Origin of the sequence: Pseudonocardia abyssalis, assembly GCF_019263705.2 — a bacterium.
GTDB classification, from domain to species: Bacteria; Actinomycetota; Actinomycetes; order Mycobacteriales; family Pseudonocardiaceae; genus Pseudonocardia; species Pseudonocardia abyssalis.
The window spans coordinates 1,599,792-1,624,919 of sequence record NZ_JADQDK010000001.1; the positions used below are offsets into that span (position 1 = coordinate 1,599,792).

Sequence of the window (25,128 nt, forward strand, 5' to 3'; positions counted from 1 at the left end):
ACAGTCTCACTCGAGCTCCAGTCGAAAGACGGGACAGATCCCCGCGACGGCCTCCATCGCCTCGGGGGTGGTGTCGCCGACGACGCCGGCGTCGCGCATCATCTCCACGCCGATCGGGGTGATGGCGGGCCACTCGCGCAGGACCGGCACGGCGTCGGCCGCGTCCAGCTCGACGAGCCGGACCGGTGCGCTCCGGCCGCCCTCCTCCAGCGTGCCGCGGCCCGCGGCGCGCACGTTGCGGATCCAGTCGGCCGCGGGGAACCCGCCCAGCACGAAGCGCTCGCCGTCGCGGTCCAGGACGGTCAGCGGCGTCCGGCGGAGCACGCCGCTGCGCCGCCCGGGCACGACCAGGACCGACAGCTCGAACGGCAGGGTCCCGCGGCGCTGCTGCTCCAGCAGGTCGTCGTTCATCTCCTTCATCCCGGCGGGCGGCCCGATGCCGCTCAGGGTGGACGGATCGGTCATCGGCTCATCTCCCGGTGGCGACGGGCGCCCAGCTGCTCAAACTTGAATCCGGCCTGTCGAGTGTGCCCGAGGGCGGCGCTCTGTGCAAATTTGAGCTACTCGGTCAGCGACGGCCAGCTGCCCGGCCGGCCGGGGGAGCCCGGCTCGCCCGCCATCGCGTACGCGCCGCCCTCCAGCCGCGCGATCAACCCGGACGTCCACTCGACGCCACCGGCCGCGGTGTGCTCCCAGAGCCCGTAGAGCTCCGACCAGTGCGGGGCGTCGGCCCAGCCGTCGAGCTGGGTGCGGGCCTTGTCGCGGATCTCCTCCAACGCCGTCAGCCGCTCCCGCAGCAGCCGCACGGCCTCCGCGCGGGGGAGCGAGGGCAGCATCGCGAGAGCGGCCCCGAGCTGGTCGGGGCGGCTGGCCGGGCGGCGGACGGCGTCGCGCAGCAGTCGCAGGAACTCGGCCTCGCCCTTCTCCGTGAGCTCGTACTCGGTGCGCCCCGGCACGTCGTCGTGGTCGAGGAGCATCCCGGCGTCGGTCATCGCGCGCAGGGCGTGGTAGATCGAGCCCCACTTGGCGTTGGCCCAGTCGGCCGCGTCCCACGACTGCAGGTCGGTGCCGATGCGGTAGCCGTGCGCACGCCCGTAGCCACGCACGATGCCCAGTACCAGCAGGCGGGTGGCCGACATGGCCGACAGCGTATCCGGCATCACCCGATCGGATCGTTGCGTGATGCAACCGATGTCCGGGGCCGGACGTCTCTCGTTGTGGAACGCACGACGAGGGATCGGGGGATCTCATGATCAGGACCAGGAGCCTGCTGACGGTCGTCGCGGCCGCGGCGCTGCTCGCCGGGTGCTCGGGGCCGCAGGCGACCACGCCCGACGGACCGGTGATCGGGACGTCGGCCGCACCGACCTCGACGGCGGCGCCGGCCACCACGGCGACCGCACCCGTCGCCGACACGGGCGGGGGAGGGGGCGGCGACCCGGAGCGCTGCACCACCGGCGAGCTGACCGGATCGCTCGCCGACGGCGACGCCGCGGCCGGGTCCCGCTTCGTCACGCTCGTGCTGACCAACACCGGCACCCGCACCTGCGAGCTGACCGGCTTCCCCGGCGTCTCCTACGTCGCGGGCGACGACGGCCACCAGGTCGGCCCGGCCGCCGCGATGGACGGCCCCCGCGGCGGGGAGGTGCGCCTCGCCGTCGGGGCCGCGGCCGGGGCACAGGTGCGGATGGTGAACGTCGCGAACTACGACGCCGCGGCGTGCTCGCCGACGCCGGTGCGGGGCCTGCGGGTCTACCCGCCCGGCGACACCGCGTCGCTGTTCGTGCCGATGGACGGCACCGGCTGCGCGGGCACGCCGCCCGGCGAGCAGCTCACCGTGCAGACGCTCGCGGCGCGGTAGCCGTACGGCGTCGCGCGGGCGTTCCGCGGAACGCGGTTCTTGTACGTTCGTGACGTGCTGCACGCCCGGCCGCCCGCCGTCCCGGGCACCACCGAGCTCGCGCGGCCCGTCCGGACGACCCCGAGCCGGTCCGCGACGCCCGGGTGACCCGCGCCCGGATCGCCGTGTCCGTCGTCTTCGCGGTGTGCGGGGCGGGCTTCGCCACGTGGGCCGCCCGCGTGCCCGCCGCCCAGCAGCGGCTCGGCCTCGACGCGGGCGGGCTCGCGGTGGCGCTGTTCGGGCTGGCCGCCGGGTCGGTCGCGGCCCTGCTGGCCGCGGGACCGCTGATCGTGCGCACCGGGAGCCGGCGCGCCGCGCTCGGCGGTGCGGCGGTCCTGTGCGCCGGGCTCCCGGCCGCCGCCCTCGCCCCGGACCTGCTGTGGTTCAGCGCGGCCCTGCTCGTGCTCGGCGCGGGCAACGGCCTGCTCGACGTCGCCATGAACACCCACGCCGCCCGCGTCGAGCAGGCCTACGGGCGGCCGATCTTCGCGAGCTTCCACGCATGGTGGAACGTCGGCGCGCTGGTCGGGGCCGGTGCGGGCGCGCTGCTCGCGGCGGTCCCGATCGGCGTCCACTTCCCGGTGGCGGGCGCGGTGCTGCTCGTCGTGGCGGCCGGCGCGACGCGCGCCTTCCTTCCGGGCCCGGACGCCGGGCAGGGCGGGGCGTTCACCTTCCCCGGGCGCGCACTGCTGCCGCTCGGCGCCATCGCGTTCTGCGGGTTCCTCGCCGAGGGCACCGTCAACGACTGGAGCGCGGTGCACCTGGAGGCGAGCACCGGCGCCGGGGCGGCCGTCGCGTCGCTGGGGTTCGTCGCGTTCTCCGCGGCGATGGTCGCGGTGCGGCTGGTCGCCGACCGCCTCGTGGCCGCGGCCGGGGCACCGCGGGTGCTGCGCGGGTCCTGCCTGGTCGCCGGGACGGGGTTCGCGGTCACCCTGGCCGCGCCGACGCCGGCCGTCGGCATCGCGGGGCTGGCGCTGGTGGGGCTCGGCCTGGCGGCGGTCGTCCCGCTGGCCTTCAGCGCGGCCGGTGCCCGCGACCCGGCCGCGGCGAGCCGGGCGATCGCCGGCGTCGCGACCTGCGGCTACCTCGGGTTCCTGGTGGGCCCGGTACTGGTCGGGGTCGTCGCCGAGGCCGCCGGCTACCGCGCCGCGCTCGTCCTGCCCGCCCTCGGCCTCGTCGCGGCCGCACTGCTCGCGTCCGCGCTGGTGGTCACCCCAGGTCGATCGCCACGCCGTCGTTGGTGAGGACCAGGTAGCGCGGCGCGAAGTCGTCCGGCACGGCGAAGCAGACGACGCCCTCGCCCGGCGTCGTCAGCCGCGGCGGGAGGCCGGACGGGCCGCAGTCCGGGAGCTCGACGGTCCGCCCCGCGCCGGTGCCGATCAGCCGCAGGTTGGGCACCGGGGCGCCGTCGCCGGGGTCGACGGCGAGCGGGATGCGGACGGTGTCGAACCCGCCGGCGGTGCCGGCCACCGGCGGGCCGGTCACGGTGAGGGAGTCGCCCGGCGCGGTCGGCACCGGTGTTCCCGCGGTCGCCACGGCGTCGACGGTGCGGGTGCTCAGCAGCGGGTCGGGGGACGGGCCGGTGGGCGGGTCGGCGTACCCGGCCATCGCGTCGGGCAGCGGGTACGGCGACAGGCCGAGGTCGGGTGCGGGCCGGATCAGCAGCGCGGTCAGCGCGAGCCCGCCCACCGCGCACAGCACCGGTACGCCGACGGTGGACCGCGACCACCCGCGCACCCCGAGCACCAGCGCCGCCGCGGCGACCAGGAGGCCGAGCACGCGCAGCACGACACCGGCACCGTGCTGCGCGACCGGCACGGTCGCGAGCGGCGACCGGACGGCGAGGATCTCCCCGTCGTAGGTGGACCGGGTGACCAGCACGGGGGCGCCGCGGTCCAGGCCCGCGGCCGACGCCGTGAGCCCGGCCCCGTTGCCCGACCCGGCCAGGTCGATGACCCGGCCCGACGCGGTGACGGCCCGGACCGTGTGGTCCCGGGTCGTGCCCCCGCGCCCCTGCTCGGTCTCGACCGACGACGCGTCGATCACCGCCCGCACCTCGACCGACGGGGCGACGGACTGCCCGGTCCACTGCACGGCGACCGCCACCCCGGCCCCGGCGACGGCCATCAGGACTCCGCGCACCCACGGTCGCTCGAGCGCGGCGGGAGGCACCCGGTGATCATGCCCTGACCGACCCGGGCGTCGCGAGGAACGCGTCCGGCCGGCCCGGTGCAGGATGGACCGGTGACCTACCTCGCTGACCCCACCCGGTACGACGCCCGATCCGACGGCACCGCGACGTTCCGGCGCACCGGCCGCAGCGGGCTCCTGCTCCCCGCGATCTCGCTGGGCCTGTGGCACAACTTCGGCGACGGCAGGCCACTGGAGACGCAGCGCGCCATCCTGCGCCGGGCGTTCGACCGCGGCGTCACCCACATCGACCTGGCCAACAACTACGGCCCGCCCTACGGCAGCGCCGAGTCCAACTTCGGCACGATCTACGCCCAGGACCTGCGCCCGTACCGCGACGAGCTGATCCTGTCGACGAAGGCGGGCTACGACATGTGGCCCGGCCCGTACGGCCAGGGCGGCGGCTCGCGGAAGTACCTGCTCGCGAGCCTGGACCAGTCGCTCGCGCGGATGGGCGTCGACTACGTCGACATCTTCTACAGCCACCGCTTCGACCCCGACACCCCGCTCGAGGAGACGATGGGCGCCCTCGACACCGCCGTCCGGTCCGGGAGGGCGCTGTACGCGGGCATCTCGTCCTACTCCGGCGAGCGCACCCGCGAGGCCGCGGCGATCCTGCGCGACCTGGGCACGCCCCTGCTGATCCACCAGCCGTCCTACTCGATGCTCAACCGCTGGATCGAGGAGGACCTGCTCGACGTGCTCGGCGACGAGGGCATCGGCTGCATCGCGTTCTCCCCGCTCGCCCAGGGCATGCTGACCGGCAGGTACCTCGACGGCGTCCCGGCCGACTCCCGCGCCGCGCAGGACACGTCGCTCTCGCCCGACCTGCTCACCGAGCAGACGCTGCACCACGTCCGCGCGCTCAACGACATGGCCGCGGCCCGCGGTCAGAGCCTCGCGCAGCTGGCGCTGGCCTGGGCCCTGCGCGACGAGCGCGTGACGTCGGTGCTGATCGGTGCGAGCAGCGTCGAGCAGCTCGACGACAACCTCGGCGCCCTGGACCACCTCGGCTTCGACGACGACGAGCTGAAGCGGATCGACGAGCACGCCGTCGACGGCGGGATCAACCTGTGGGCGGCGAGCAGCGTGGGCTGAGTGCGCCTACGTCGGCACCGGCGTGTTCGCCTGCATGCTCGGCGGCGACGACGGCCGCACCCCGTTCCTCTGCACGGCGCCCTCGTTCGCCGAGCACGAGCGCCGCCCGGTCCGCGAGGCCCGGCTGCTGGCGACCCGCGTCGACGTCCGGCACGCCGGGCGACCCTGACCACCGGCCGGACACCCACCGCGAGCTCGAACGCTTCCGGGAGGCGGTGGGCTGACCGGGGCCGGGCGGGTCACCCGCCGGGTGGCGTCGCCCGGGCGGTGAGCCGGTGGCGCCGGACCGCGTCGCGGTTGGCGCAGGCGGGGGTGCAGTAGCGCTGCCTGCCGGTGCGGGAGACGTCGGCGAACACCCGCGGGCACCCGTCGGCGGCGCACCGGTCGAGGCGGTGCATCCCGCGCCCGGTCAGGTGCAGCGCCGTGCCCACGCTGACCAGCGAGCGGACGACGCCGGCGAGGGTCATGTCGTCGTCGCGGTAGTGGATGTGCCAGCCGGTGCCGACGTGGTCGGTCAGCCTCGGGTGCGCCGCCGACGCGGCCAGCAGCACGTTGAGCCGGGCCGCGCGGGTGGCCGGGTCCGGCGCGTCGACGATCGCGGTCCAGGCGTCGAGGTAGGCCCGGACCTCGACGAGGTCGGCGTCGCCCACCGGTCGCTCGACGACCAGCCCCGCGTCGAGGCAGCGGGCCCGCAGGGCGGCGGGGGACCCGGGCGGGTCGTTCACCAGGTCGGCGGCGAGGAGGACCGGGTCACGCCCGTAAGGGTTGATGTGCACAAGGCCATTACAGCAGGCTGGTCGCCATGACGCACCTGTGGTTCACGATCTCCCGGCACCTCACCTCGGAGGGCCTCGTCAGCTACCAGCGCTGCCCGTGCGGGCGGTGGCGCACCCTCCAGGACGGCGACCCGCTCACCCGGCCCGGCGGGCACTGCTCCATCGGGGTGACGCGCGGGGGAGGGGTCCCGGTGCGCGCCTGAGAGCATGACGCCATGTTCGGCATCCCCATCACCCCGCACCCCGACGGCTCGTTCCGCGCCACCGCCATGGTCGAGGCGGGCCGGTCCTCGGCCGTCGTCAAGCGCTCCTGGGTCACCTTCGGATCGACCTGGGGCGGCAGTCACGTCCTGATCTCGGCGCTCGACGACCACGGCAACGTCATGCCGCGCGGCGTCCTGCAGGCCGACGTGCCCAACAACCGGCGCGTCGTGCTGGAGATGCCGTCGGGCGCGGTGATGGTGACGGTCGAGGGACGCGCGGACCCCGGCGCCGTACCGGCCGCCGGGGTCTCGGAGATCTGGCGCGACTACGACTGACCCGGCCCGGGGAGGCCCCGCTGACGGGCCTCGCCGAGTCGAACTGTCATAACCTCGATTATCGGATCGTCAGGAGCGGGTCACTGACCCCGGCCGGTCTGGGCCTGCAGGTCGTCGATCCTCTTCGACGCGTCGGCCTTGGACAGGTCGTCGGGCACCTGCTCGCCGGCCTCGGTGGCCAGCGTCTGGAGGTAGGACTTCTGCGCGCCCGTCATGGGCTCGTCGCCGGTCGTCCAGTCGTCGGGATCCTTCTCCGCGGTGACCGGGACGTCGTTCTTGTCAGTCATGGCTCGAACGTATCTTCGAACCCCCACCCCCGCACCTCGGAGCGCCCCGGCGTCCGTTATGACATTCCTGCGTCTGCGTAGTCGTACGGCGGGACAGGGCCGGACGGCTCAGTAGGCTGCCCCCGTGGACCCCCTCCAGGCCGGTGACCCGGACAGCGTCGGGCGGTACCGCCTGCTCGGCCGCCTCGGCGAGGGCGGTATGGGCCGCGTGTACCTGGGTCGCACCCCGGAGGGCCAGCAGGCCGCGGTGAAGGTCATCCGCGACGACCTGGCGGGCGACACCGGGTTCCGGCACCGCTTCCGCCGTGAGGTCTCGGCGGCCACCGCCGTCGCCGGGATGTTCACCGCACGCGTCCTGGACGCCGATCCCGAGGGCGAGCCGCCGTGGCTGGCCACCCAGTTCGTCGAGGGTCCGCCGCTGCGCGAGGTCGTGCTGACCCACGGCCCGCTCGACGAGCGGTCGCTGCACCGGCTGACGCTCGGGCTCGCCGAGGCGCTGAGCGCGATCCACGCGGCCGGGCTGGTGCACCGCGACCTCAAGCCGGCCAACGTCCTGCTGGCCGCCGACGGCGCGAAGGTCATCGACTTCGGGATCGCCCACACCTCCGACGCGACGCCGCTGACCGGCACCGGCGAGATGATCGGCACGCCGGAGTACATGTCCCCGGAGCAGGTGGCGGGCAGCGGCCCGCCCGGTCCGGCGAGCGACGTGTTCTCGATGGGCGCCACGCTGTGCTTCGCCGCCACCGGGCGCGGCCCGTTCGCGGCGGGGAGCTCGGCGGCGGTGCTGTACCGGGTGCTGGAGTCCGAGCCCGACCTGCGCGGGATGCCGCCCGCCGCGGCCGACATCGCCCGCCGCTGCCTGGTGAAGGACCCCGCCCGCCGTCCGACGGCCCCGCAGGTCGCGATGTGGCTGCGCGGGGCGAGCACTCCCCCGCCGATGCCGCTCCCGCCCCGCCCCCCGCGTCCCGGACGGCGCCGGGCGCTGCTGGTGGCGGGGACCGTGGTCGGGGTGGTGCTGCTGGCCGGGGCCACGGCACTGGCGGTGGCGAACCGCGGCGCCGTCGAACCCGTCGTCGAGACCGCGCCGACCACGACGCCCGCGGTCGTGTCCGACGTCGACCCGGACGGTCCGGAGGCCCGGTACGTGCGGCGGCTGTGCGAGAGCGGTGACCTGCTCGTGGACATCAGCGAGTCGACGGGGGCGACGACGGTCACCGGGGACCCGACCGTCGCGCGGCAGGAGTACCTCGCCGGGACGTCCCGGACGATCGCGACGATCGACATCGCCCTGATCGACTACCGGTACCTGCAGGACGAGGCGCCGACCCCGGCGATCGCGTCGGGTTTCGGGCTGGTCATCGACGAGTTCACGCAGGCGCGGGCGTCGCTCGTCGAGGGGCAGGGGATCGTCGAGGCGTCGGACCCGCTCACGGCCGACGCGTACTCCCAGGGCGTCGCCCGCTTCGGCGACGCCACCCGCAACCTGTCCTACGCCGCCACCCTGCTCCAGCAGCTCGGTGTGACCGGGCTGCCGGAGTCCTACCAGGAGGCGGGGGCCGTGGAGCCGGCCTGCGCCGACTAGCCGATCAGCCCGGGTTCGGGGGCTGGTCGACGAGCTGGGCCAGGTACAGCTGCTCGCCGAGCTTGTCGATCAGCTCGAGGTTGGTCTCGATGTAGTCGATGTGGTGCTCCTCGTCGGCGAGGATCTCCTCCAGCAGGGACGCGGAGGTGGCATCGCCCTTGGCGCGGCACATGATGACGCCGGGGCGCAGCCGCTCGACGACGGCGATCTCGATCGCGAGGTCGGCCTCCAGCTGCTCCTTGACGGTCTGCCCGATCCGCAGCGTGCCCAGCCGCTGGTAGTTCGGCAGGCCCTCGAGGAACAGGATGCGGTCGGTGATCTTCTCCGCGTGCTTCATCTCGTCGATGGACTCGTCGCGGGTGTAGGCCGCGAGCTTCGTGAGTCCCCAGTTCTGCTGCATCTTCGCGTGCAGGAAGTACTGGTTGATCGCCGTGAGCTCGCTGGTCAGCTGCGCGTTGAGCAGCTCGATGATCTCGGGGTCGCCACGCATCGGTGTCGTGTCCTCGCGTCGGGGGGAACGGTCGACGGGGACGTTAACGGCCCGTTCCGGACACGAACGAGCCAGGATCGCCTGATCGGCGGTAAGTGCCGCCTCAGCCGGTGGCAGGCAGGTCGTCGAGCACCGACGGCGCCAGGGTGGCCGTGAGCAGGGTGTCGATGTGGCCCTGGCAGCCGCCGCAGCCGGTGCCGGCCTCGGTGACCTCGCCGACCTCCTCGACCGTGCGGGCGCCCCGCGCGATGCACGAACGGATCGTCCGGTCACACACGGCGAAGCACATGCACACGTACACAGCCACTCCTTTGTTTAGGCCAGCCTATGTTCGCACCCGGGCAGTGACGTGCGCAATAGTCTGTGCGGGTGCCGCTCGACGAGTACCGCCGCAAGCGCGACGCCGCACGCACGCCGGAGCCGGTCCCGCAGACGGATCCGCAGGTCACGGGCCCGGGCACCCGGTTCGTGATCCAGGAGCACCACGCGCGGCGGCTGCACTGGGACGTCCGCCTCGAGCACGACGGCGTCCTCGCGTCGTGGGCGGTGCCCAAGGGCCTGCCCACCGACAACGAGACGGTCCGCCTCGCCGTGCGCACCGAGGACCACCCGATGGAGTACCTGGACTTCCACGGCGAGATCCCGGCGGGCGAGTACGGCGCGGGCACGATGACGGTCTGGGACACCGGTACCTACGAGACCGAGAAGTGGCACCCCCGTGAGGTGGCGGTGGTGTTCCACGGCGAGCGCGCGCGGGGCCGCTACCTGTTCCTCCGCACCGGGCGGGGGGACCGCGACTGGCTGCTGCGCCGCTCGGACCCCACGCCCGCGGGTCAGGAACCCCTCCCCCGCGACGCCCGTCCCATGGAGGCGACGCCCGGTCCGCTCCCCGAGGGCGACGACTGGTGGCTGCAGGTCGGCTTCGGCGGGCGCCGGGTGATCGTCCGGGTCGACGGGGGCCGCGCCACGGTGGCCGACGCCGACGGGGAGGACCTCACCGCGACGCTCCCCCACCTGCGCGGGCTGGGCCCGTCGCTGTCGGCCACCCGTGCGCTGTTCGACGGCGAGCTGGCCCCCGACACCGCCGACCTGTGGATCGGCGACCTCCTGCACCTCGACGGCCGCGACACCGCGGCGCTGCCGTTCCGCGAGCGCCGCGCCCTGCTCGACGCGCTGCCGCTGGCGGGCGTGCACTGGCGGCCGGCGCCGGTCTTCCCCGGGGCGGGCGCGGAGGTGGTCACGGCGGTGGCCGCGCAGGGGCTGCCCTCGGTGATCGCCAAGAACGGCGGGTCGGCGTACGCGCCCGGCCCGAGCGGGGACTGGGTGGAGGTCGCCACCGGGCCGGGCAGGCCCGCGCCGCCGGTGCGGCGCGCACCCGTCGGGAAGGCCCGGCTGACCAACCCGGACAAGGTCCTCTACCCGATGACCGGCACCACCAAGGCCGAGGTACTGGAGCACTACCTGGCCGTCGCGGAGGTGATGCTGCCGCACCTGCGCGACCGCCCGGTCACGATGGTCCGCTGGCCCGACGGCGTCGAGCGCGGGTCGTTCTTCGAGAAGGACGTCTCGCGGCACGCCCCGTCGTGGATCCGCACCGCGCGCGTCGGCACTCCGGGCGGGCGCTCGGAGAGCGCCGACTTCCCCGTCATCGACGACGAGCAGGGCCTCGCCTGGGCGGCCAACCTCGCCGCGCTGGAGCTGCACGTGCCGCAGTGGCGCCTGGGCCCGCGCGACGGGCGGCAGACGCCGGACCTGGTCGTGTTCGACCTGGACCCCGGCGACGGCACCACGATCGTCGACTGCGCCCGGGTGGCGCTGCGCATCGCCGAGCGCCTCGCCGACGACGACCTGCTCGCCTACCCGCGCACCAGCGGCGGCAAGGGGATGCAGCTCTACCTGCCGGTCGCGGTCTCGCGTCCCGAGCAGACCTCGGAGTTCGCGAAGGCGATCGCGGAGGAGCTCGCGGGCGACGATCCGAAGCGCGTCACCGCGGTGATGGCGAAGGCGCGGCGGCGCGGGCGGATCTTCGTCGACTGGAGCCAGAACAACCCGCACAAGACCACGATCGGCAGCTACTCGCTGCGCGGCCGGGCCCGCCCGACCGTCGCCACGCCGCTGACCTGGGACGAGGTGCGCGCGTGCCGCACGCCCGCGGACCTGACGTTCGTCCACACCGACCTGCCCGCGCGGATCGCCGAGCACGGCGACCTCATGGCCCCGGTCCTGGGTGCCGGGCAGCGCCTGCCCCGCCGCTAACCTGGGCGATCATGGGACACCCCTACCTCGACGGCCCCTACCCCCGCGCCTACGCCCACCGCGGCTGGCACGTCGGCGGGGGTCCGGAGAACACGCTCGCCGGCTTCACCCGCGCGGTCGACGAGGGCTTCTCCTACCTCGAGTTCGACGTGCACGCCTCGGCCGACTCCGTGGCGGTCGTGCACCACGACCCGACGCTGGACCGCACCACCGACGGCTCCGGTCGCATCTCCGCTCTCGACTCGCGCGAGATCGCCGCGGTCCGGGTGGGTGGCACCGACCCCGTGCCGCTGCTCGCCGACGTCCTCACCGCGCTGCCGGAGACGCGCTGCACGATCGAGATGAAGTCGGCTGCGGCCGTCGACGTGACGCTGCCCGTCCTCGAACGCCTCGACGCCTGGCACCGCGTCTGCCTCGGGGCCTACGACGAGCGCTGGCTGCACCGGGCGCGCCGCGCCGCGGGCCCGAAGCTGTGCACGTCGATGGGGCAGACCGCGGCGCTCGGCCTGCGCACGCGGGCGTGGCTCGACGCCCTGCCCGCCCCGCTGTCGAGCCTGCCCGCACTCCCGTTCGCCGGGCAGCTCGCGCAGCTCCCCCGCCGCTTCGGCCCGCTCACCGTCGTCGACGAGCAGCTGGTGCGCACCGCGCACGCGGCGGGCCGCGAGGTGCACGTGTGGACCGTCGACGACCCCGCGGAGATGGTGGAGCTGCTCGACATGGGCGTCGACGGCGTGCTGTCCGACCGGCCCGACCTCCTCCGCGAGGTGCTGCGGGACCGCGGCGCCTGGGCCTGACGCGCACCCCGCGCGGCGGCGCGCACCGTCGAGCGTGCGCGCCGGGCCGGGCGGTGCGCGTCGGGCCGCTACCCTCCGCCGGTGAGTACCGACGTGCCCGTGGGCGCCCCGTCCGTCACCCGCGGCCAGGTGCTGGCGTGGGGGCTGTGGGACTGGGGTTCTGCGGCGTACAACGCGGTGATCCTGACGTTCGTCTTCTCCGTCTACCTCACCGACTCGGTCGGGGCCGACCTGCCGGGCGACGTCAGCGCGAACAGCTGGCTCGGGTACTCCATCGGCGCGTCCGGGCTGATCATCGCCCTGATGGCGCCGGTGATCGCGCGCCGGGCCGACGCGGCGGGGCGGCGCAAGCGGGCCGTCGCGATCTGGACGGCGCTGACGATCGCCACGATGGCCGGGCTGTTCCTGGTGCAGGACGCCCATCAGTTCCTCGCGCTCGGGCTCGTGCTCCTCGGGTTGGGCTCGATCTTCTTCGAGCTCGCGTCGGTGTCCTACAACGCGGTGCTCTCCCAGGTCTCGACGCCGGCGACGGTGGGCCGCGTGTCCGGCTTCGGCTGGGCGATGGGCTACCTCGGCGGGATCGTGCTGCTGCTGGTCGTCTACGTCGGGTTCATCGTCGGCGGCGGCGGGGTGCTGGGCGTCACCACGGAGAACGGGGTCAACATCCGGCTCGTCGCGCTGGTGGCCGCGGGGTGGTTCCTGGTGTTCGCGATCCCGATGCTGCTGGTGGTCCCCGAGGTGGCGCCGACGCGCGCCGCGGAGGCCCGGCTCGGCGTCCTCGCGTCCTACCGGGCCCTGTTCACCGACCTGCGGGCGCTCTTCCGCGAGAGCCCGCACACGCTGTACTTCCTCGGCGCGAGCGCGCTGTTCCGCGACGGGCTCGCCGCGGTGTTCACCTTCGGCGCGGTGCTCGCGGTGACGGTGTACGGGATCGCCGAGGACGACGTGCTGATCTTCGGGGTCGCGGCCAACGTCGTCGCCGCGGCGGGGGCGCTCGCAGCCGGGTACGTCGACGACCGGATCGGGCCCAAGGCGGTGATCGTGGGGTCGCTCGCCGGGATGCTCGTCGTCGGGGTGGTGCTGCTGGTGGTGTCCGGGCCGGCGATGTTCTGGGTGTTCGGGCTGGCGCTGTGCCTGTTCGTCGGGCCGGCGCAGTCGTCCTCGCGCACGTTCCTGGCCCGGCTCGCCCCACCGGGGAAGGAGGGCGAGCTGTTCGGGCTCTACGCCACCACCGGCCGCGCGGCGTCGTTCCTGGCACCCACGCTCGTCGGCCTGTTCACCTACCTGTTCGCCTCCGACCGCGCCGGGATCCTCGGCATCCTGCTGGTCCTCGGCGTCGGGCTGGTGGCGCTGCTCCCCGTGCGCCGGCCCGCATGAACGGCCCCACCACCCCGGAGGAGCGCGAGCGGCGCGGCTGGATCTTCTACGACTGGGCCAACCAGGTCTTCCAGACCTCGGTGATCACGGTCTTCCTGTCGCTGTACCTGACGGGGGTCGCCGAGGCGGACGCCCGCGCCCGGGGACAGGCCTGCACGGGCGACAGCGCACTCGTCCACTGCGATGTGGACCTGCTCGGGTTCGACGTCGCAGCGGGCTCGGTGTTCGGCTACCTGGTCTCGCTGGCGACGGTGCTGCAGGTGCTCGTCCTGCCGATCACCGGTGCGATCGCCGACCGCACGCAGGACAAGCGCCGCATGCTGGGGATCTCCGCGTTCGTCGGCTCCGCGGCCACCGCGGCACTGGCGCTGACCGCGGGCACGAGCTGGCAGCTCGGGTTCGTGCTGTTCCTCGTCGCGAACACCGCGTACGGCGCGTCGATCGTCATCTACTACGCGTTCCTGCCCGAGCTGGCCGGCCCGGACGGCCGCGACGCCCTCTCCGCGCGCGGCTGGGCGTTCGGCTACCTCGGCGGCGGGCTCGCGCTGCTGTTGCACCTGGCGATCTACCTGGGTCGCGACCTCGTCGGCCTCTCGGAGTCCGACGCCGTGCGGATCTGCTTCCTCACCGCCGGGCTGTGGTGGGCGGCGTTCACGCTGATCCCGCTGCGGCGGCTGCGCCGTCACCAGGCCCCGCAGGGCAGCGAGCGCGGGGCCGCGGTGGTGACCGCGGGGTTCCGGCAGCTCGCCGACACCCTGCGCCACGCGCGGGGCGTGCCTCTGACGCTCGCGTTCCTGGGCAGCTACCTGATCTTCGCCGACGGCATCACGACCGTCGCGCAGATCGCCGGGCTCTACGGGGAGCGCGAGCTGCTCCTCCCCCGCGAGGTGCTCATCGTGACGATCCTGATCGTGCAGTTCGTGGCGTTCGTCGGTGCCGTGCTGCACGGCCGCATCGCTGCGCGGTTCGGGGCGAAGCGCACGATCCTGGGCAGCCTCGTGGGCTGGACCGTCGTCGTGACCGGGGCGTACTTCGTCACCGCGGGCCAGCAGCTGCAGTTCTACGCCGTGGCGTTCGGCATCGGCCTGGTGCTCGGCGGGACGCTGGCACTGACCCGCTCGCTGTTCAGCCAGATGGTGCCCCCCGGGCGCGAGGCCGAGTACTTCGCGCTCTACGAGATCGGCGAGAAGGGCACGTCGTGGCTGGGTCCGCTGGTGTTCGCGGCGGTCGCGGACGCCACCGGATCGTTCCGTCCGGCGATCATCTCGCTGATCGTCTTCTTCGTCGTGGGGGGCGCGCTGCTGGCCATGGTGCCGGTGAAGCGGGCCATTCGGGCGGCAGGTAACGAGGAGCCGGCCGTCTTGTAAACACCAGTAGTTAGCCTGGTGACATAAGTCACAGTTGGCTGACACGTCACAGTCGCGTGTGCGATCGGGCCGGATGGGCCACACTGTCGGATCGGGGCGGCGAACAGCAGGTGTCGGTCGCACTGTTCTTCATGAACAGAGCACATCGACACCGGTCGTCTGCGGCCCCGGAACGGGAACAAGCGCCTGCGACGTAGACGTTACACCCGGTAGTGAACACCGAGGGAGGCTCCCTCGGTGAAGAACGGGAGGAAGACGCATGGCCGACCGCGTGCTCCGTGGCAGCCGGCTCGGGGCTGTCAGCTACGAGACCGACCGCAACCACGACCTCGCGCCGCGGCAGTCGATGCGCTACGCGTGCCCGCGTGGGCACGACTTCGAGGTGCCCTTCTCGCACGACGCCGAAGCCCCGCACACCTGGGAGTGCCGCCTGCACGGCAGCATCTCCAAGCTGGTCGACGGTTCGGAGCCGGAGCAGAAGAAGACCAAGCCGCCGCGCACCCACTGGGACATGCTCCTCGAGCGCCGCTCCGTCGCCGACCTCGAGGTGCTCCTGAACGAGCGCCTCGAACTGCTGGCCGAGCGTCGCCGCGAGATCGCCTGACCCGAGATCGTCTGACGCAGCCGAACCACCACGGAGCCGGGCCACCCCAGTGGGGTGGCCCGGCTCTTGTTCGTCCGCGGCCCGTCGCACCATGATTCCGGCATGAGCAGCGAAGACCCCGGCCACCTGGCCTTCTGGGCCCGCCCGGACGACGAACGCGCCGCCGTCTTCGCCGCGCTGCGCCGCCGGGACGGGCTGCCGTGGGTCCCGTTCACCAACCGCGCACCGTTCACCCCGAGCCGCGACGGCTTCCACGCCGTCGTCCGGCACGCCGACGTCGTGGCGGCGACCCGGGACGCCCGGCTGTTCGGCAACGCCCCCAACGCCGCCTCGCTCTACGACATCCCCCCGTGGCTGCTGCGCTACCTCGACTCGATGATCAGCAAGGACGGGCCGGAGCACGCGCGGCTGCGCAAGGTCCTCGCGCGGGCGTTCTCGCCGAGGATGCTGGCGCGGCTGGAGTCCGACATCCGCACCCGTGCCACCCGGATCGTGGACGACGTGCTGACCGAGCGCTCCGGGGAGTTCGTGTCCCGGGTCGCGCAGCGGCTGCCGGTGGCCGTCATCTGCACGATGCTCGGTCTCGACGACACCCACCACGACCTCGTCGCCCGCCACGGCAACACCCTGGTCGGCTCCAACGACCCGGAGCACAACGGCGTCAGCCGCGCGTACCTGATGCGGCACGGGGCGCCCGGCGTGCGGCACCTGCTGCCGCTGAGCGCCCGCCTGGCGTTCGCCGGTGAGCAGCTGCACCGCCTGGTGCGCCGCACCGGTCGCGAGCGGCTGCGCGAGCCCCGCGACGACCTCATCTCGACCCTGGTGCACGCCGACGTCGACGGCGAGCGGCTCACCCCGCGCGAGGTCGGCACCCTGTTCATCCTGCTGGTGCTGGCCGGCAGCGAGACCACGCGCGCCACGATCTCCCACGCCCTGCGCCTGCTCACCGACCATCCCGAGCAGCGCGAGCACCTGCTGGCCGACGTGCCGGGACGGATCGGCGGCGCGGTCGAGGAGACGGTGCGCCACGCCAGCCCGGTGCTGCAGTTCCGCCGCACCGCCACCGCCGACGGCGAGCTCGCCGGCACCCCGGTCCGGGCCGGTGACAAGCTGCTGCTGTTCTACACCTCGGCCAACCGCGACGAGGCCGTGTTCACCGACCCGGACCGGTTCGACATCACCCGCTCCCCGAACCCGCACCTGGGCTTCGGCGGCCCCGGACCCCACTACTGCCTGGGTGCGGCGCTGGCCCGCACCGAGGCGACGATCCTGCTCACCGAGCTGCTGACCCGGGCACCCACGATCCGGGCCGTGGGCGAGCCGGACCGGTTGCTGTCGGACTTCGTGAACGGCGTGAAGCGGCAGGCGTACGCGCTCTGAGAGACCTCAGGCGTCGAGGACCTGGCCGGCGCTGCGCACGACGGGCGGCAGGGTGCTCCACGGGAAGTTGATCCACTTGTCGGTGCGCCGCCACACGTACTCGCACTGCACCGTGGAGTGCGGCTTCTCGTAGACCACCGCGCAGCGGACGTCGGCGACGTGCCCGACGCAGAAGTCGCGTACCAGCTTCAGCGTGGCCCCGGTGTCGGCGACGTCGTCGGCGACCAGCACCCGCGCCCCGGACAGGTCGACGACGTTCGGCACCGGCGGGAGCATGATCGGCACGGGCAGCCGCTCGTCGACGCCGGTGTAGAACTCGACGTTCGCGACGTGCAGGTTCTTCACGTCCAGCGCGTAACCGAGCGCGCCGGCGACGAACAGCCCGCCGCGGGCGATGGACAGGACGATGTCGGGCAGGTATCCGTCGGCGGCGACCTGCTCGGCGAGCTCGCGCGAGGCGGTGCCGAACAGCTCCCAGGTCAGGGTCTCGCGCTCGCTCACGCGCTCACGCTCGCCCCGCGCCGGCGCAGCACCCGCTGCGCGCCCCACCTCGTGACCAGCCACAGCGCCTCGGTGACGATCGACCGGCTCATCTTGGACGCCCCCCGCTCCCGTTCGACGAACGTGATCGGCACCTCGCGCACCCGGAACCCGGCGAGCACGGCACGGTAGGCGACGTCGACCTGGAAGCAGTAGCCCTGCGAGGCGACCTCGCCGAGGTCGAGCTCCTCGAGCACCTGGCGCCGGAAGGCGCGGTAGCCGCCGGTGATGTCCTGGATCGGGACGCCCAGGGCGAGGCGGGAGTAGAGGTTGCCGCCGCGGGAGAGCCACTCGCGGTGCGCGGGCCAGTTGCGGACCGCGCCGCCCGGCACGTACCGCGAGCCGAGGACGAGGTCGGCGTCGCGCAGCGCGTCGAGCAGGGAGGGCAGGTCCTCCGGGGCGTGCGAGCCGTCGGCGTCCATCTCGACGACGACCTGGTGCGGGCCGTCCAGCGCGTGGGCGAACCCGGCGAGGTAGGCGGCGCCGAGGCCGTCCTTCGTGGTGCGGTGCAGCACGCTGATCCGGGGGTCGGCCGCGGCCATCTCGTCGGCCAGCTTCCCGGTGCCGTCGGGACTGTTGTCGTCGACCACGAGCACGTCGGCGGTGGGGACGGCGGCGTGCAGCCGCGCGACGACCGGCCCGATGTTCTCGCGTTCGTCGTAGGTCGGGATCACCACCAGCACGGGTCCCGGGACCTCAGACATCGGACTTCCTTCCCGCCGCCCGGCGGCGCGCGGGGACCGCCACGGCGACGGCCCCCAGACCCAGGGCGACCACGACCCACTCCGGGCCCGATCGCAGCTGGCTGGCCAGGGTAACGGTGGTGCGCAGCGTCGTCCGATCGACCAGGGTGTCCGGGGTGAACTGCTGCGTGCGGGCGGTGACGGTGCCGTCCGGGGTGACCGTGGCGCTCACCCCCGACGTGGTGACGACGACCGCCGACCGGTCGAACTCCACCGCGCGGATCCGCGACATGGCCAGCTGCTGGTAGGTCATGTCGGTGAACCCGAAGGTCGCGTTGTTGCTCGGCACGGCGATCATCTCCGCGCCCGCGGCGACGCTGTCGGCGAGCAGGTCGTCGAAGGCGATCTCCCAGCAGATCGCGATGCCGACGCGCACCCCGTTGACGTCGAGCGCCCCCTCCCCCGGCCCGGGCAGGAAGTTGCTGGCCCGGTCGACGTAGGGCGAGAACAGCCGGAAGAAGCTGCGCCAGGGCATGTACTCGCCGAAGGGCTGGATGCGGCGCTTGTCGCTGCGCTCCACCACCCCGACGCCGGGCTCCCACACCACGGCGGCGTTGCTCGACGTCGGGCCGTCGGAGTTGGCCATCTCCGGCGGGTTGCGCAGGATCGTGCCCAGCAGGATCGGCACGCCGATCGCGGTGGCCGCGCGGTCGATCTGCGCGGCTGCGTCGGGGTTCTGCAGGGGGTCGATGTCGGAGGAGTTCTCCGGCCACACGACGACGTCGGGCTGCTCGGCGCGGCCGGCGGCGACGTCGGCGGCGAGCTCCTCGGTGACGCGGACGTGGTTGTCGAGGACGGCGCGGCGCTGGGCGTTGAAGTCCAGGCCCAGGCGTGGCACGTTGCCCTGGACCGCGGCGACGGTGACGACCCGGTCGGGCCCGCCACCGAACGCGGGAACCAGCGCGGCGATCGGGCCGGTGAGCAGCGCGGCGACGGCGATGACCGCGGGCGTCCGGACCGAGGCGATCCCCTCCCGCACGACGAGCCTGCGCACCAGCTCCCCCAGCGCGAGCCCGGCCAGCACGGTGACGAACGACAGCAGCGGCACCCCGCCGATCGCGGCGACCGGCAGGAACGGGCCGTCGGGCTGGCCGAAACCGACGCGGCCCCACGGCATGCCGCCCCACGGGATCCGGGAGCGCACCGACTCGCCGATCCCCCACACCGCGGCGGCCCACAGCGGCCACGCGGGCAGGCGGGTGACCACGGCCATCCCGGCGCACGCGACGGCGACGAACAGCGACTCGAAGACCGACAGGGCGATCCACGGCAACCACTGCACCAACGAGCTGACCCACACCAGCAGCGGCGTCAGGAACGCCATCGAGAACACGAACCCGTAGCCGAACCCGGCGCGCGCCGACCCGCCGCGCAGGACCACGCCGAACAGGCCGAACGCCGGCAGCGCCAGCCACCACAGCGTGCTGGGCGGGAAGCTCAGGTACAGCAGGTACCCGCCCGCCGCGGCGGCGACCAGCCGGACGGGGACGAGCGCGCGTCGGCGCGGCGGAGCCCCGGGGGCGGGACGGGATCGGTGGTGGGAGCGGCCACGGGGGTGAGCCTACGTCCGGGGTCGGACGTCACGGCTCACCGGCGTTCGAGCACCAGCACCTCGTCGCTCACAGCGACCGGTGTCAGCGTCGCCACGGGCCGCCCGGCGAGCAGGATCCGCAGGAACGGCGTCTCCTCCTCCACGACCTGCCCGCCGCCGTCCTGGGGGTGGCGGTAGAGCACGAGGTACCGGGCGTCGAAGCGGTCCATCGTCGCGGCGACGGTGTCCTCGTTCCAGCGCAGGTCCGAGAACGTCGACTCGACGAGCCCGACGACCGGGCGGCGCAGGACGTAGCCGGTGGCCTGGCCGTCGGCGGCGAGGACCGGCTCGTCGGGGCCGAGGCGGGCGTCGAGCCACTCCGGGACGGTGTCTCCGCCGGCCACCGGTGCGGCGAGCCGCTGCGCCACACCGGCGTCCGGCGGCGGGTCGGACGTCGTGAGCACGCCGAGGACCCCGACCAGCAGGCCGATCGCCGCCACCGCGGTCGCGCCGGCGTACCGGGGTCCGCGACGCGGAGGCTCGGCGGTGCGCGGGGCGGGGACGACGGGCACGGTGGCGGCCGCCAGGAGCGCGAGCAGCAGCAGCGCGGTGGGCAGCAGGGGGAAGAACATCCGCGGGCCGTAGGAGATCACCGAGACCAGCCCGGCCTCGAACATCAGCACGCCGTACACCGCGACGACCGCGCCGAGCAGCACGACCGGACCGGTCGCGGGGCGCGGGCGGCGCCGGACCAGCACGACGAGCCCGACCAGTGCCGCGAGCCCGAGCACCGCCTGGGCGGCACGGGCCGGCAGGCTCGACGCGTCGCCGATGACGAGGTGCAGCAGCGCGTCGGCGGTGTCGAGGACCAGGCCGCCGACGGGGTGGTCGACGGACACGGTGTTGCCGCCCCGCCAGCTGCCCGCGACGACCACGTTGCGCAGCAGCAGGGCCCCGAACAGCGGGGCCGCGACGCCGACGGTGATCGCGAGCGTCTCCGCGGCCCGCCGGTCGCGCCGCAGCAGCAGCAGCACCGTCAGCCCGACCGCGGTGCCGACGACGACGAACAGGCCCGCGTAGCGCACCCACACCGACAGGCCGAGCGCGACGCCGGCCAGCACCGAGGCGCGGCGGTGCCCGACGGTCCGCTGCGCGGCCACCAGCCCGAGCGCGGTGCCGGTGACGAGCAGCGTGAACAGCGCCTCGCTGAGGACCGAGCCCGCGAACGTCAGGGTGAACGGGTTGACGGCGAACGCGAGGAGCGCCGGGCGGGCGAACCGGGCGGGTACCTGCAGGGTCCGGGTGGCGAGGCCGAGCACCAGCACGGTCAGGGCCACCGCGAGCACGGAGACCGTGACCGCCGCGCCGACCGGGGGCAGCCCGAGCAGGCGCAGCCCGGCGATCGCGAACGGGTAGCCCGGAGGCTGGGTGGTGAACGGGGCGGGGAGGACGCCGTGGGACTGCTCGACGTCGAAGAAGGGCAGGTCTGTGGTGATGCCGTGGCCGGTGAGCAGGTTCTCGGCGACGCCCAGGTACTGGTAGCCGTCGTTGCCGATGTTCAGGTGGGGCACGGCGAGCGTGACGGCCGTGGACACGGCACCGGCGGCCGTTGCCCAGACCCCGATCTCACGCAGGGACTGCGGCTGCCCACGGCGGGTGGTCGGACGGGCCGTCGACCCGGTCCGGACGGTCACGGCCACGGACGCCTCCCCAGGGTCGACCCGGACCCCCGACGGACCCGGTACGGGCGTGCGGCGACCCTGCAGCGCGCTCCTGGCCCTGTGTCGGCGGAGCCACCGGAACCGTTACACCCGCGGTGCGCCGAGGAGGTGGGCGTTGCCGAGCCGGTCGAGCACGCCCGCGGGGCCGGTGCGCCGGTACCACTCGTAGCCGTAGGCCGCGGCGAACGTGGCGAGCGGGACATCCTCGGGGCCGAGCTGGCTGGCGTGCGCGGTGATGGCTGCGCGCTTGGCGTCGAGGTGGGCCGTCGTGCCGCTGACGGCGAGGGTGATCTCGACGGTCGCGCGGCCGAACGGGGTGGCGCCGCCGACCTCGTGCACCGCGCGGGCGGCGCCGTGCACGAGGTGGCCGTCGCGGGCGGCGGTGTGCAGGTGCTCGCGGTCGACGGTGGTGCGGTACGCCGTGGCGCCGGTCAGCTCCGCGGCCAGCGCGCCGACGCGGAACGCCGCGTTGTGGTCGGGATGGCCGTAGATGCCGTGCTCGTCGTCGTGGACGATCGTGGCGGCGCCCTCGTCGTCGGCGAGCTCGGCGACGTGCCGGGCCAGCGTCAGGGGGTCGGCGGCGGCGAACGCGCGGGGGTGGACGAGACCGGGGCCGCCGGGCAGGCCGGAGTCACGCCCCCCGAGCAGCACCAGCCGCGAGACGCCGAGCAGCCCGGCTGCGGTCTCCAGCTCGGCGATCCGCCGCTCGGGCACGGTCTCCCCGGTGCGCAGCGGGACGCGCGAGCCGCCCAGCTCCCCCGCCGTGGCGAGGACGAGGACCGTGCGTGCGCCCGCGTCGGCGAGGCGGCGCAGCGTGAGGCCGGAGAAGATCGACTCGTCGTCGGGGTGGGCGTGGAGGACGAGGACGGTCTGGCCGCGGAGATCGGGCTCGTTCATGAGGTGATCGCAGACGTGCGGGCCGCAGGATGCGGGCAGGCGGACGGGGCCGGGGGCGTCAGCTACAGCGACAGCGCCCCGGACAGCACCCACGCAGCGCGGGCCCGGTCCGGTCGATCACGCGGGAACTATGGCACAAGCGGTCGGTGCTCGTCACCCAGGGTGTCGTGCAGCACGCGGCCGCGCTGCACGGTGCGCAGGCAGGTGCCGCCCTCCCGGTCCCACAGGGCGTAGGAGGCCGGGGCGCCGGGGGCGATCCGACCGGCGAGCGGATCGGCGTCGCCGGCCGCCCGGTACCCGCCGACGGTGTGGGCCGACATCGCCTGCGCCGTCGTGAGGCCCGAGCCCGGGGTGCGGTGTCCGACCGCCGCCCGCACGGCGTCCCACGGGCCGATCGGCGTGACCGGGCTGTCGGAGCCGAGAGCCAGCACCACCCCGGCGGCGTGCAGGGCGGCGAACGGGTTCATCGCGCCGGCGCGCGGGCCGAGGCGCGCGGCGTACATACCGGTCCCGCCGCCCCAGTACGCGTCGAACAGGGGCTGGACGCTCGCGACGACGCCGTGCTCGGCCAGCACCGCCATCTGCGCGGCGTCGACCATCTCCAGGTGCTCGACGCGGTGCCGCACGCCTGCGCGCCCCGAGCGGCGCAGGCCGTCGACGAGCATCGCCGCGGCGGCGTCGCCGATGACGTGGAAACCGGCCTGGATCCCGGCTGCGGTGCAGGCCGCGAGGTGCGCGGCCACGGCGTCGGCGTCGAGGTAGCGGATACCGGTGCTGTCGGGGGCGTCGGTGTAGGGGGTGCACAGCGCGGCGGTGCGGGACCCGATCGAGCCGTCGACGAACAGGTCGCCTGCCAGGCCGTGCGCACCGGTGGCGGCGAGGAGGGCACGGGCCTCGTCGGCGGTGGTGACCGCCTCGCCCCAGTAGCCGACGACGTCCGGCCCGTCGGTGCGCAGCAGGGCGGCGAGGTCGGCGCGCGAGGAGATGTCCGGTCCCGCGCACTCGTGCACGACGCCGATCCCGCGGGCGGCGGCGTCGGCCAGGAAGGCACGCTGGGCGGCGTCGCGGACCGGGGCGTCGACGGCGGCCAACGCGGCGCGGCGGGCGTGGTGGTGCGGGTCGGCGGTGACCGGGCCGTCGGGGGTGCCCGGGGCGGCCAGTGCACCGCTGACGAGCGCGGAGTGGACGTCGATGCGGCTGAGGTAGACCGGCGCTCCCCCGGCGGCGCGGTCGATCTCGGCGCGGGTGGGGACGGGTGCGTCCCACTCCTGCTCCTGCCAGCCGTGGCCCCAGACCAGCGCGCCGGGGCGGGCGGCGGTGCGGGTGCGGACGGCGTCGAGCAGGGCCTGCGGGGACGGGCAGCCGGTGAGGTCGAGCCCGTCGACGAGCAGTCCGGTGGAGGTGGCGTGCACGTGGGCGTCGACGAATGCGGGGGTGAGGACGGCGCCGTCGAGGTGGACGACGTGGTCGCCGCGCTCCGCTCGGGCCGGCGCGACGCGGGTGATCGTGCCGTCGACGATCTCGACGGCGGCCGGGCCCGCCGGGGCGCCCGGGTCGAGGACCCGGGCGCCGAGCAGCAGCGTCACACGCTGCGCTTGGGCATCAGCACCCACATCACGATGTAGGCGATGAACTGCGGCCCCGGCAGGATGCAGGACAGGACGAAGGCCATACGGACGAGGAACGGGCTCAGCCCGAACCGGTCCGCGATCCCGGCGCACACGCCGGCGATGACCTTCCCGTTGCGCGGGCGGGTCAGGGTCGATGCCACGAAGGGCTCCTCTCGGTGCGACGCGTCTCGTCGCCGTGGTCCACGCTCCGCCGGATGCGGTCCGTCGACATCGGGTGAACGCCCGGAGGACACCCTGAGGTTCCCGGGTGTCAACCCCGGTCGCCGGATCCGGTGGACAACCGTCGCTGATCGTGATCGCGGCTGCTCCGCACGGGGGTTGTCCACAGGCATCGGCAGATGCCCTGGTCAGGCGGTGCATCCGGACCCTAGCGTCGGGCCCGTGATCCGTTCCCGCCGCCTGCTGCTCCCGGCGCTCGCCGTGCTCCTCCTCACGTCGCTCGGCGCACCCCCGGCGGGGGCGGCGGAGCGGCGCAGCGCCGTCGTCGCGCTCGGCGACAGCGCCGCCTCCGGTGAGGGGGCGGGCGACTACGTGGCCGGTACCCGCGGGGAGGGCGGCGACTGGTGCCACCGCTCCGCCCACGCCTACGTGCACCGCACCGCTCTGGCCGACGAGTCGGTCAACCTCGCGTGCTCCGGGGCGGAGGCGGCCGACGTCGGCTTCGGGTCCGGCTCGCACTACACGGAGGGTTCGCAGGCGGCGCGGCTCGGGGAGGTGGCGCGGGAGTACCGGGTCACCACGGTGATCCTGCAGGTCGGGGCGAACGACGAACCCGAGCTCACCGGCACCGGCATCGCCTGCATCCGCGCCTACCTCGACCCGACGGTGCCCCCGTGCCGGGAGTCGCTCGGGGCGGACGTCCCCGGGCGGATGGCTGCGGTGGCGCCGCGCGTGGAGTCGGTGGTGCGCGACGTGCGGGCCGCGATGGGGCAGGCCGGGTACGCCGACGACGACTACGTGCTCGTGCTCGCCTCCTACGCCTCGCCCGTCACGGAGGCGATGGTGCCGCTGCAGGGCGCCCGCGGGTGCCCGTACAGCCGGGCCGACGCGGGTTGGGGTCGCACGGTGGTGTTCCCCGCGCTGTCCGACGCCCTGCGGGGCGTGGCGGAGCGCACCGGGGTGCGGTTCATCGACATGGCGCGGGCCACCGAGGGGTTCGAGGCGTGCAGCCGCAGCCCCCGCTCGGAGGAGTGGCAGCGGCGGATCACGGTCGACCCGGAGGCGTTCGTCTACGGCGGGCTCGACGCGGTGGGCTACCACCTGGCCCAGGAGTCGTTCCACCCCACGGCCGCGGCGCACGCGGAGATGGGCCGGTGCATCGGGGAGTTCGTCCGGTCCGGTGCCCCGGGCGCGGCCTGCGTCGCCGGGGCCGACGGCCGGGTCCGGGCCGAGGTGGGCGCCGCCGCGGCGTCGCCCGCCTGA

Annotated in this window: 28 protein-coding genes; 14 read left to right on the plus strand and 14 right to left on the minus strand. The window is 74.5% G+C overall.

Annotation, left to right across the window (positions count from 1 at the left end; genetic code table 11):
* Positions 1-6: 6 nt before the first annotated feature.
* Both I4I81_RS07620 and I4I81_RS07625 read right to left on the minus strand, forming a co-directional pair.
* Positions 7-465 carry a nitroreductase/quinone reductase family protein gene (locus tag I4I81_RS07620; RefSeq protein WP_218604554.1) on the minus strand — a complete coding sequence of 153 codons (459 nt, stop codon included), beginning with the start codon at positions 463-465 and terminating at the stop codon, positions 7-9.
* Positions 466-560: 95 nt separating this feature from the next.
* Positions 561-1,139, minus strand: coding sequence for a PadR family transcriptional regulator (locus I4I81_RS07625; RefSeq protein ID WP_218604553.1), 579 nt, complete (start codon positions 1,137-1,139; stop codon positions 561-563).
* Between the two features lie 110 nt (positions 1,140-1,249).
* Between I4I81_RS07625 and I4I81_RS07630 the strand changes: the two genes are divergently transcribed.
* A complete protein-coding gene (locus I4I81_RS07630; RefSeq protein ID WP_218604552.1) occupies positions 1,250-1,861 on the plus strand; it encodes a DUF4232 domain-containing protein in 612 nt (203 codons plus the stop codon).
* A 143-nt stretch (positions 1,862-2,004) separates the two neighbouring features.
* Positions 2,005-3,144 carry an MFS transporter gene (locus tag I4I81_RS07635; RefSeq protein WP_218604551.1) on the plus strand — a complete coding sequence of 380 codons (1,140 nt, stop codon included), beginning with the start codon at positions 2,005-2,007 and terminating at the stop codon, positions 3,142-3,144.
* Here the strand turns inward: I4I81_RS07635 and I4I81_RS07640 are convergent.
* Entirely contained in the window at positions 3,110-4,072 is a 963-nt protein-coding gene (locus I4I81_RS07640; RefSeq protein ID WP_218615916.1) for a hypothetical protein, read from the minus strand. The genes I4I81_RS07635 and I4I81_RS07640 overlap by 35 nt on opposite strands.
* A 72-nt stretch (positions 4,073-4,144) precedes the next feature.
* Between I4I81_RS07640 and mgrA the strand changes: the two genes are divergently transcribed.
* On the plus strand, positions 4,145-5,188 hold the full coding sequence (gene mgrA, locus I4I81_RS07645) for an L-glyceraldehyde 3-phosphate reductase (RefSeq protein ID WP_218605864.1): 1,044 nt from the start codon (positions 4,145-4,147) through the stop codon (positions 5,186-5,188).
* A 22-nt stretch (positions 5,189-5,210) separates the two neighbouring features.
* Positions 5,211-5,357 carry a hypothetical protein gene (locus tag I4I81_RS07650; RefSeq protein WP_225924512.1) on the plus strand — a complete coding sequence of 49 codons (147 nt, stop codon included), beginning with the start codon at positions 5,211-5,213 and terminating at the stop codon, positions 5,355-5,357.
* 70 nt (positions 5,358-5,427) lie between these two features.
* Here I4I81_RS07650 and I4I81_RS07655 read toward each other — a convergent pair whose 3' ends face one another.
* A complete protein-coding gene (locus tag I4I81_RS07655; RefSeq protein WP_218605865.1) occupies positions 5,428-5,964 on the minus strand; it encodes a CGNR zinc finger domain-containing protein in 537 nt (178 codons plus the stop codon).
* Between the two features lie 26 nt (positions 5,965-5,990).
* Between I4I81_RS07655 and I4I81_RS07660 the strand changes: the two genes are divergently transcribed.
* Positions 5,991-6,167, plus strand: coding sequence for a hypothetical protein (locus I4I81_RS07660; RefSeq protein ID WP_218605866.1), 177 nt, complete (start codon positions 5,991-5,993; stop codon positions 6,165-6,167).
* Positions 6,168-6,179: 12 nt separating this feature from the next.
* Complete coding sequence (locus I4I81_RS07665; protein WP_218605867.1) at positions 6,180-6,503, plus strand: hypothetical protein; 324 nt, start codon at positions 6,180-6,182, stop codon at positions 6,501-6,503.
* Between the two features lie 80 nt (positions 6,504-6,583).
* Here the strand turns inward: I4I81_RS07665 and I4I81_RS07670 are convergent, their stop codons facing one another.
* Positions 6,584-6,790: a DUF3072 domain-containing protein gene (locus I4I81_RS07670; protein ID WP_218605868.1), complete on the minus strand. Its 207-nt coding sequence runs from the start codon at positions 6,788-6,790 to the stop codon at positions 6,584-6,586.
* Positions 6,791-6,914: 124 nt separating this feature from the next.
* On the opposite strand from I4I81_RS07670, the gene I4I81_RS07675 reads away from it, so the two are divergent.
* On the plus strand, positions 6,915-8,375 hold the full coding sequence (locus I4I81_RS07675) for a serine/threonine-protein kinase (protein WP_218615917.1): 1,461 nt from the start codon (positions 6,915-6,917) through the stop codon (positions 8,373-8,375).
* Between the two features lie 4 nt (positions 8,376-8,379).
* Here I4I81_RS07675 and bfr read toward each other — a convergent pair whose 3' ends face one another.
* Complete coding sequence (bfr, locus tag I4I81_RS07680; RefSeq protein ID WP_218603793.1) at positions 8,380-8,865, minus strand: bacterioferritin; 486 nt, start codon at positions 8,863-8,865, stop codon at positions 8,380-8,382.
* A gap of 103 nt (positions 8,866-8,968) precedes the next feature.
* The gene (locus I4I81_RS07685) at positions 8,969-9,166 is read right to left on the minus strand and encodes a (2Fe-2S)-binding protein (RefSeq protein WP_218603794.1); all 198 of its coding nucleotides are present in this window, start codon (positions 9,164-9,166) and stop codon (positions 8,969-8,971) included.
* Positions 9,167-9,234: 68 nt separating this feature from the next.
* Between I4I81_RS07685 and ligD the strand changes: the two genes are divergently transcribed.
* From ligD to I4I81_RS07720, 6 genes are all read left to right on the plus strand, one after another.
* Entirely contained in the window at positions 9,235-11,121 is a 1,887-nt protein-coding gene (ligD, locus tag I4I81_RS31390; RefSeq protein ID WP_308187747.1) for a non-homologous end-joining DNA ligase, read from the plus strand.
* Positions 11,122-11,132: 11 nt separating this feature from the next.
* A complete protein-coding gene (locus I4I81_RS07700; RefSeq protein WP_218603795.1) occupies positions 11,133-11,915 on the plus strand; it encodes a glycerophosphodiester phosphodiesterase family protein in 783 nt (260 codons plus the stop codon).
* Positions 11,916-11,996: 81 nt separating this feature from the next.
* Complete coding sequence (locus I4I81_RS07705; RefSeq protein ID WP_226363810.1) at positions 11,997-13,292, plus strand: MFS transporter; 1,296 nt, start codon at positions 11,997-11,999, stop codon at positions 13,290-13,292.
* Positions 13,289-14,659 (plus strand): MFS transporter, encoded by a 1,371-nt coding sequence (locus tag I4I81_RS07710; protein WP_218603796.1) that lies wholly within the window; start codon positions 13,289-13,291, stop codon positions 14,657-14,659. The genes I4I81_RS07705 and I4I81_RS07710 overlap by 4 nt, the downstream gene beginning before the upstream one ends.
* A gap of 259 nt (positions 14,660-14,918) precedes the next feature.
* Positions 14,919-15,263 (plus strand): RNA polymerase-binding protein RbpA, encoded by a 345-nt coding sequence (locus I4I81_RS07715; protein ID WP_141276432.1) that lies wholly within the window; start codon positions 14,919-14,921, stop codon positions 15,261-15,263.
* A gap of 102 nt (positions 15,264-15,365) precedes the next feature.
* Positions 15,366-16,643 carry a cytochrome P450 gene (locus tag I4I81_RS07720; protein ID WP_218603797.1) on the plus strand — a complete coding sequence of 426 codons (1,278 nt, stop codon included), beginning with the start codon at positions 15,366-15,368 and terminating at the stop codon, positions 16,641-16,643.
* 6 nt (positions 16,644-16,649) lie between these two features.
* Here the strand turns inward: I4I81_RS07720 and I4I81_RS07725 are convergent, their stop codons facing one another.
* From I4I81_RS07725 to I4I81_RS07755, 7 genes are all read right to left on the minus strand, one after another.
* A complete protein-coding gene (locus tag I4I81_RS07725) occupies positions 16,650-17,144 on the minus strand; it encodes a phosphoribosyltransferase (protein ID WP_218603798.1) in 495 nt (164 codons plus the stop codon).
* Positions 17,141-17,887: a polyprenol monophosphomannose synthase gene (locus I4I81_RS07730; protein WP_218603799.1), complete on the minus strand. Its 747-nt coding sequence runs from the start codon at positions 17,885-17,887 to the stop codon at positions 17,141-17,143. Before I4I81_RS07730 ends, I4I81_RS07725 begins: the two co-directional genes overlap by 4 nt.
* Entirely contained in the window at positions 17,880-19,403 is a 1,524-nt protein-coding gene (gene lnt, locus I4I81_RS07735) for an apolipoprotein N-acyltransferase (RefSeq protein ID WP_218616534.1), read from the minus strand. Before lnt ends, I4I81_RS07730 begins: the two co-directional genes overlap by 8 nt.
* A 110-nt stretch (positions 19,404-19,513) precedes the next feature.
* Entirely contained in the window at positions 19,514-21,157 is a 1,644-nt protein-coding gene (locus tag I4I81_RS07740; protein WP_218615918.1) for a glycosyltransferase family protein, read from the minus strand.
* A 105-nt stretch (positions 21,158-21,262) separates the two neighbouring features.
* Positions 21,263-22,075 carry a PIG-L deacetylase family protein gene (locus I4I81_RS07745; RefSeq protein ID WP_218605947.1) on the minus strand — a complete coding sequence of 271 codons (813 nt, stop codon included), beginning with the start codon at positions 22,073-22,075 and terminating at the stop codon, positions 21,263-21,265.
* Between the two features lie 128 nt (positions 22,076-22,203).
* Complete coding sequence (locus tag I4I81_RS07750) at positions 22,204-23,661, minus strand: amidohydrolase (RefSeq protein WP_218615919.1); 1,458 nt, start codon at positions 23,659-23,661, stop codon at positions 22,204-22,206.
* Positions 23,658-23,846 (minus strand): PspC domain-containing protein, encoded by a 189-nt coding sequence (locus I4I81_RS07755; RefSeq protein WP_218606221.1) that lies wholly within the window; start codon positions 23,844-23,846, stop codon positions 23,658-23,660. The genes I4I81_RS07750 and I4I81_RS07755 overlap by 4 nt, the downstream gene beginning before the upstream one ends.
* Before the next feature lie 241 nt (positions 23,847-24,087).
* Here I4I81_RS07755 and I4I81_RS07760 point away from each other — a divergent pair, with 241 nt between their 5' ends.
* Positions 24,088-25,128 (plus strand): GDSL-type esterase/lipase family protein, encoded by a 1,041-nt coding sequence (locus I4I81_RS07760; protein WP_226363811.1) that lies wholly within the window; start codon positions 24,088-24,090, stop codon positions 25,126-25,128.

Bases quoted from the DNA above. Each gene is read 5' to 3' on its own strand.
- I4I81_RS07665 (WP_218605867.1), top strand. From the start codon at position 6,180: ATGTTCGGCATCCCCATCACCCCGCACCCCGACGGCTCGTTCCGCGCC.
- I4I81_RS07620 (WP_218604554.1), bottom strand. From the start codon at position 465: ATGACCGATCCGTCCACCCTGAGCGGCATCGGGCCGCCCGCCGGGATG.
- I4I81_RS07745 (WP_218605947.1), bottom strand. From the start codon at position 22,075: ATGAACGAGCCCGATCTCCGCGGCCAGACCGTCCTCGTCCTCCACGCC.
- I4I81_RS07630 (WP_218604552.1), top strand. From the start codon at position 1,250: ATGATCAGGACCAGGAGCCTGCTGACGGTCGTCGCGGCCGCGGCGCTG.
- I4I81_RS07670 (WP_218605868.1), bottom strand. From the start codon at position 6,790: ATGACTGACAAGAACGACGTCCCGGTCACCGCGGAGAAGGATCCCGAC.
- I4I81_RS07710 (WP_218603796.1), top strand. From the start codon at position 13,289: ATGAACGGCCCCACCACCCCGGAGGAGCGCGAGCGGCGCGGCTGGATC.
- I4I81_RS07715 (WP_141276432.1), top strand. From the start codon at position 14,919: ATGGCCGACCGCGTGCTCCGTGGCAGCCGGCTCGGGGCTGTCAGCTAC.
- bfr (WP_218603793.1), bottom strand. From the start codon at position 8,865: ATGCGTGGCGACCCCGAGATCATCGAGCTGCTCAACGCGCAGCTGACC.
- I4I81_RS07660 (WP_218605866.1), top strand. From the start codon at position 5,991: ATGACGCACCTGTGGTTCACGATCTCCCGGCACCTCACCTCGGAGGGC.
- I4I81_RS07720 (WP_218603797.1), top strand. From the start codon at position 15,366: ATGAGCAGCGAAGACCCCGGCCACCTGGCCTTCTGGGCCCGCCCGGAC.
- I4I81_RS07700 (WP_218603795.1), top strand. From the start codon at position 11,133: ATGGGACACCCCTACCTCGACGGCCCCTACCCCCGCGCCTACGCCCAC.
- I4I81_RS07730 (WP_218603799.1), bottom strand. From the start codon at position 17,887: ATGTCTGAGGTCCCGGGACCCGTGCTGGTGGTGATCCCGACCTACGAC.
- I4I81_RS07625 (WP_218604553.1), bottom strand. From the start codon at position 1,139: ATGTCGGCCACCCGCCTGCTGGTACTGGGCATCGTGCGTGGCTACGGG.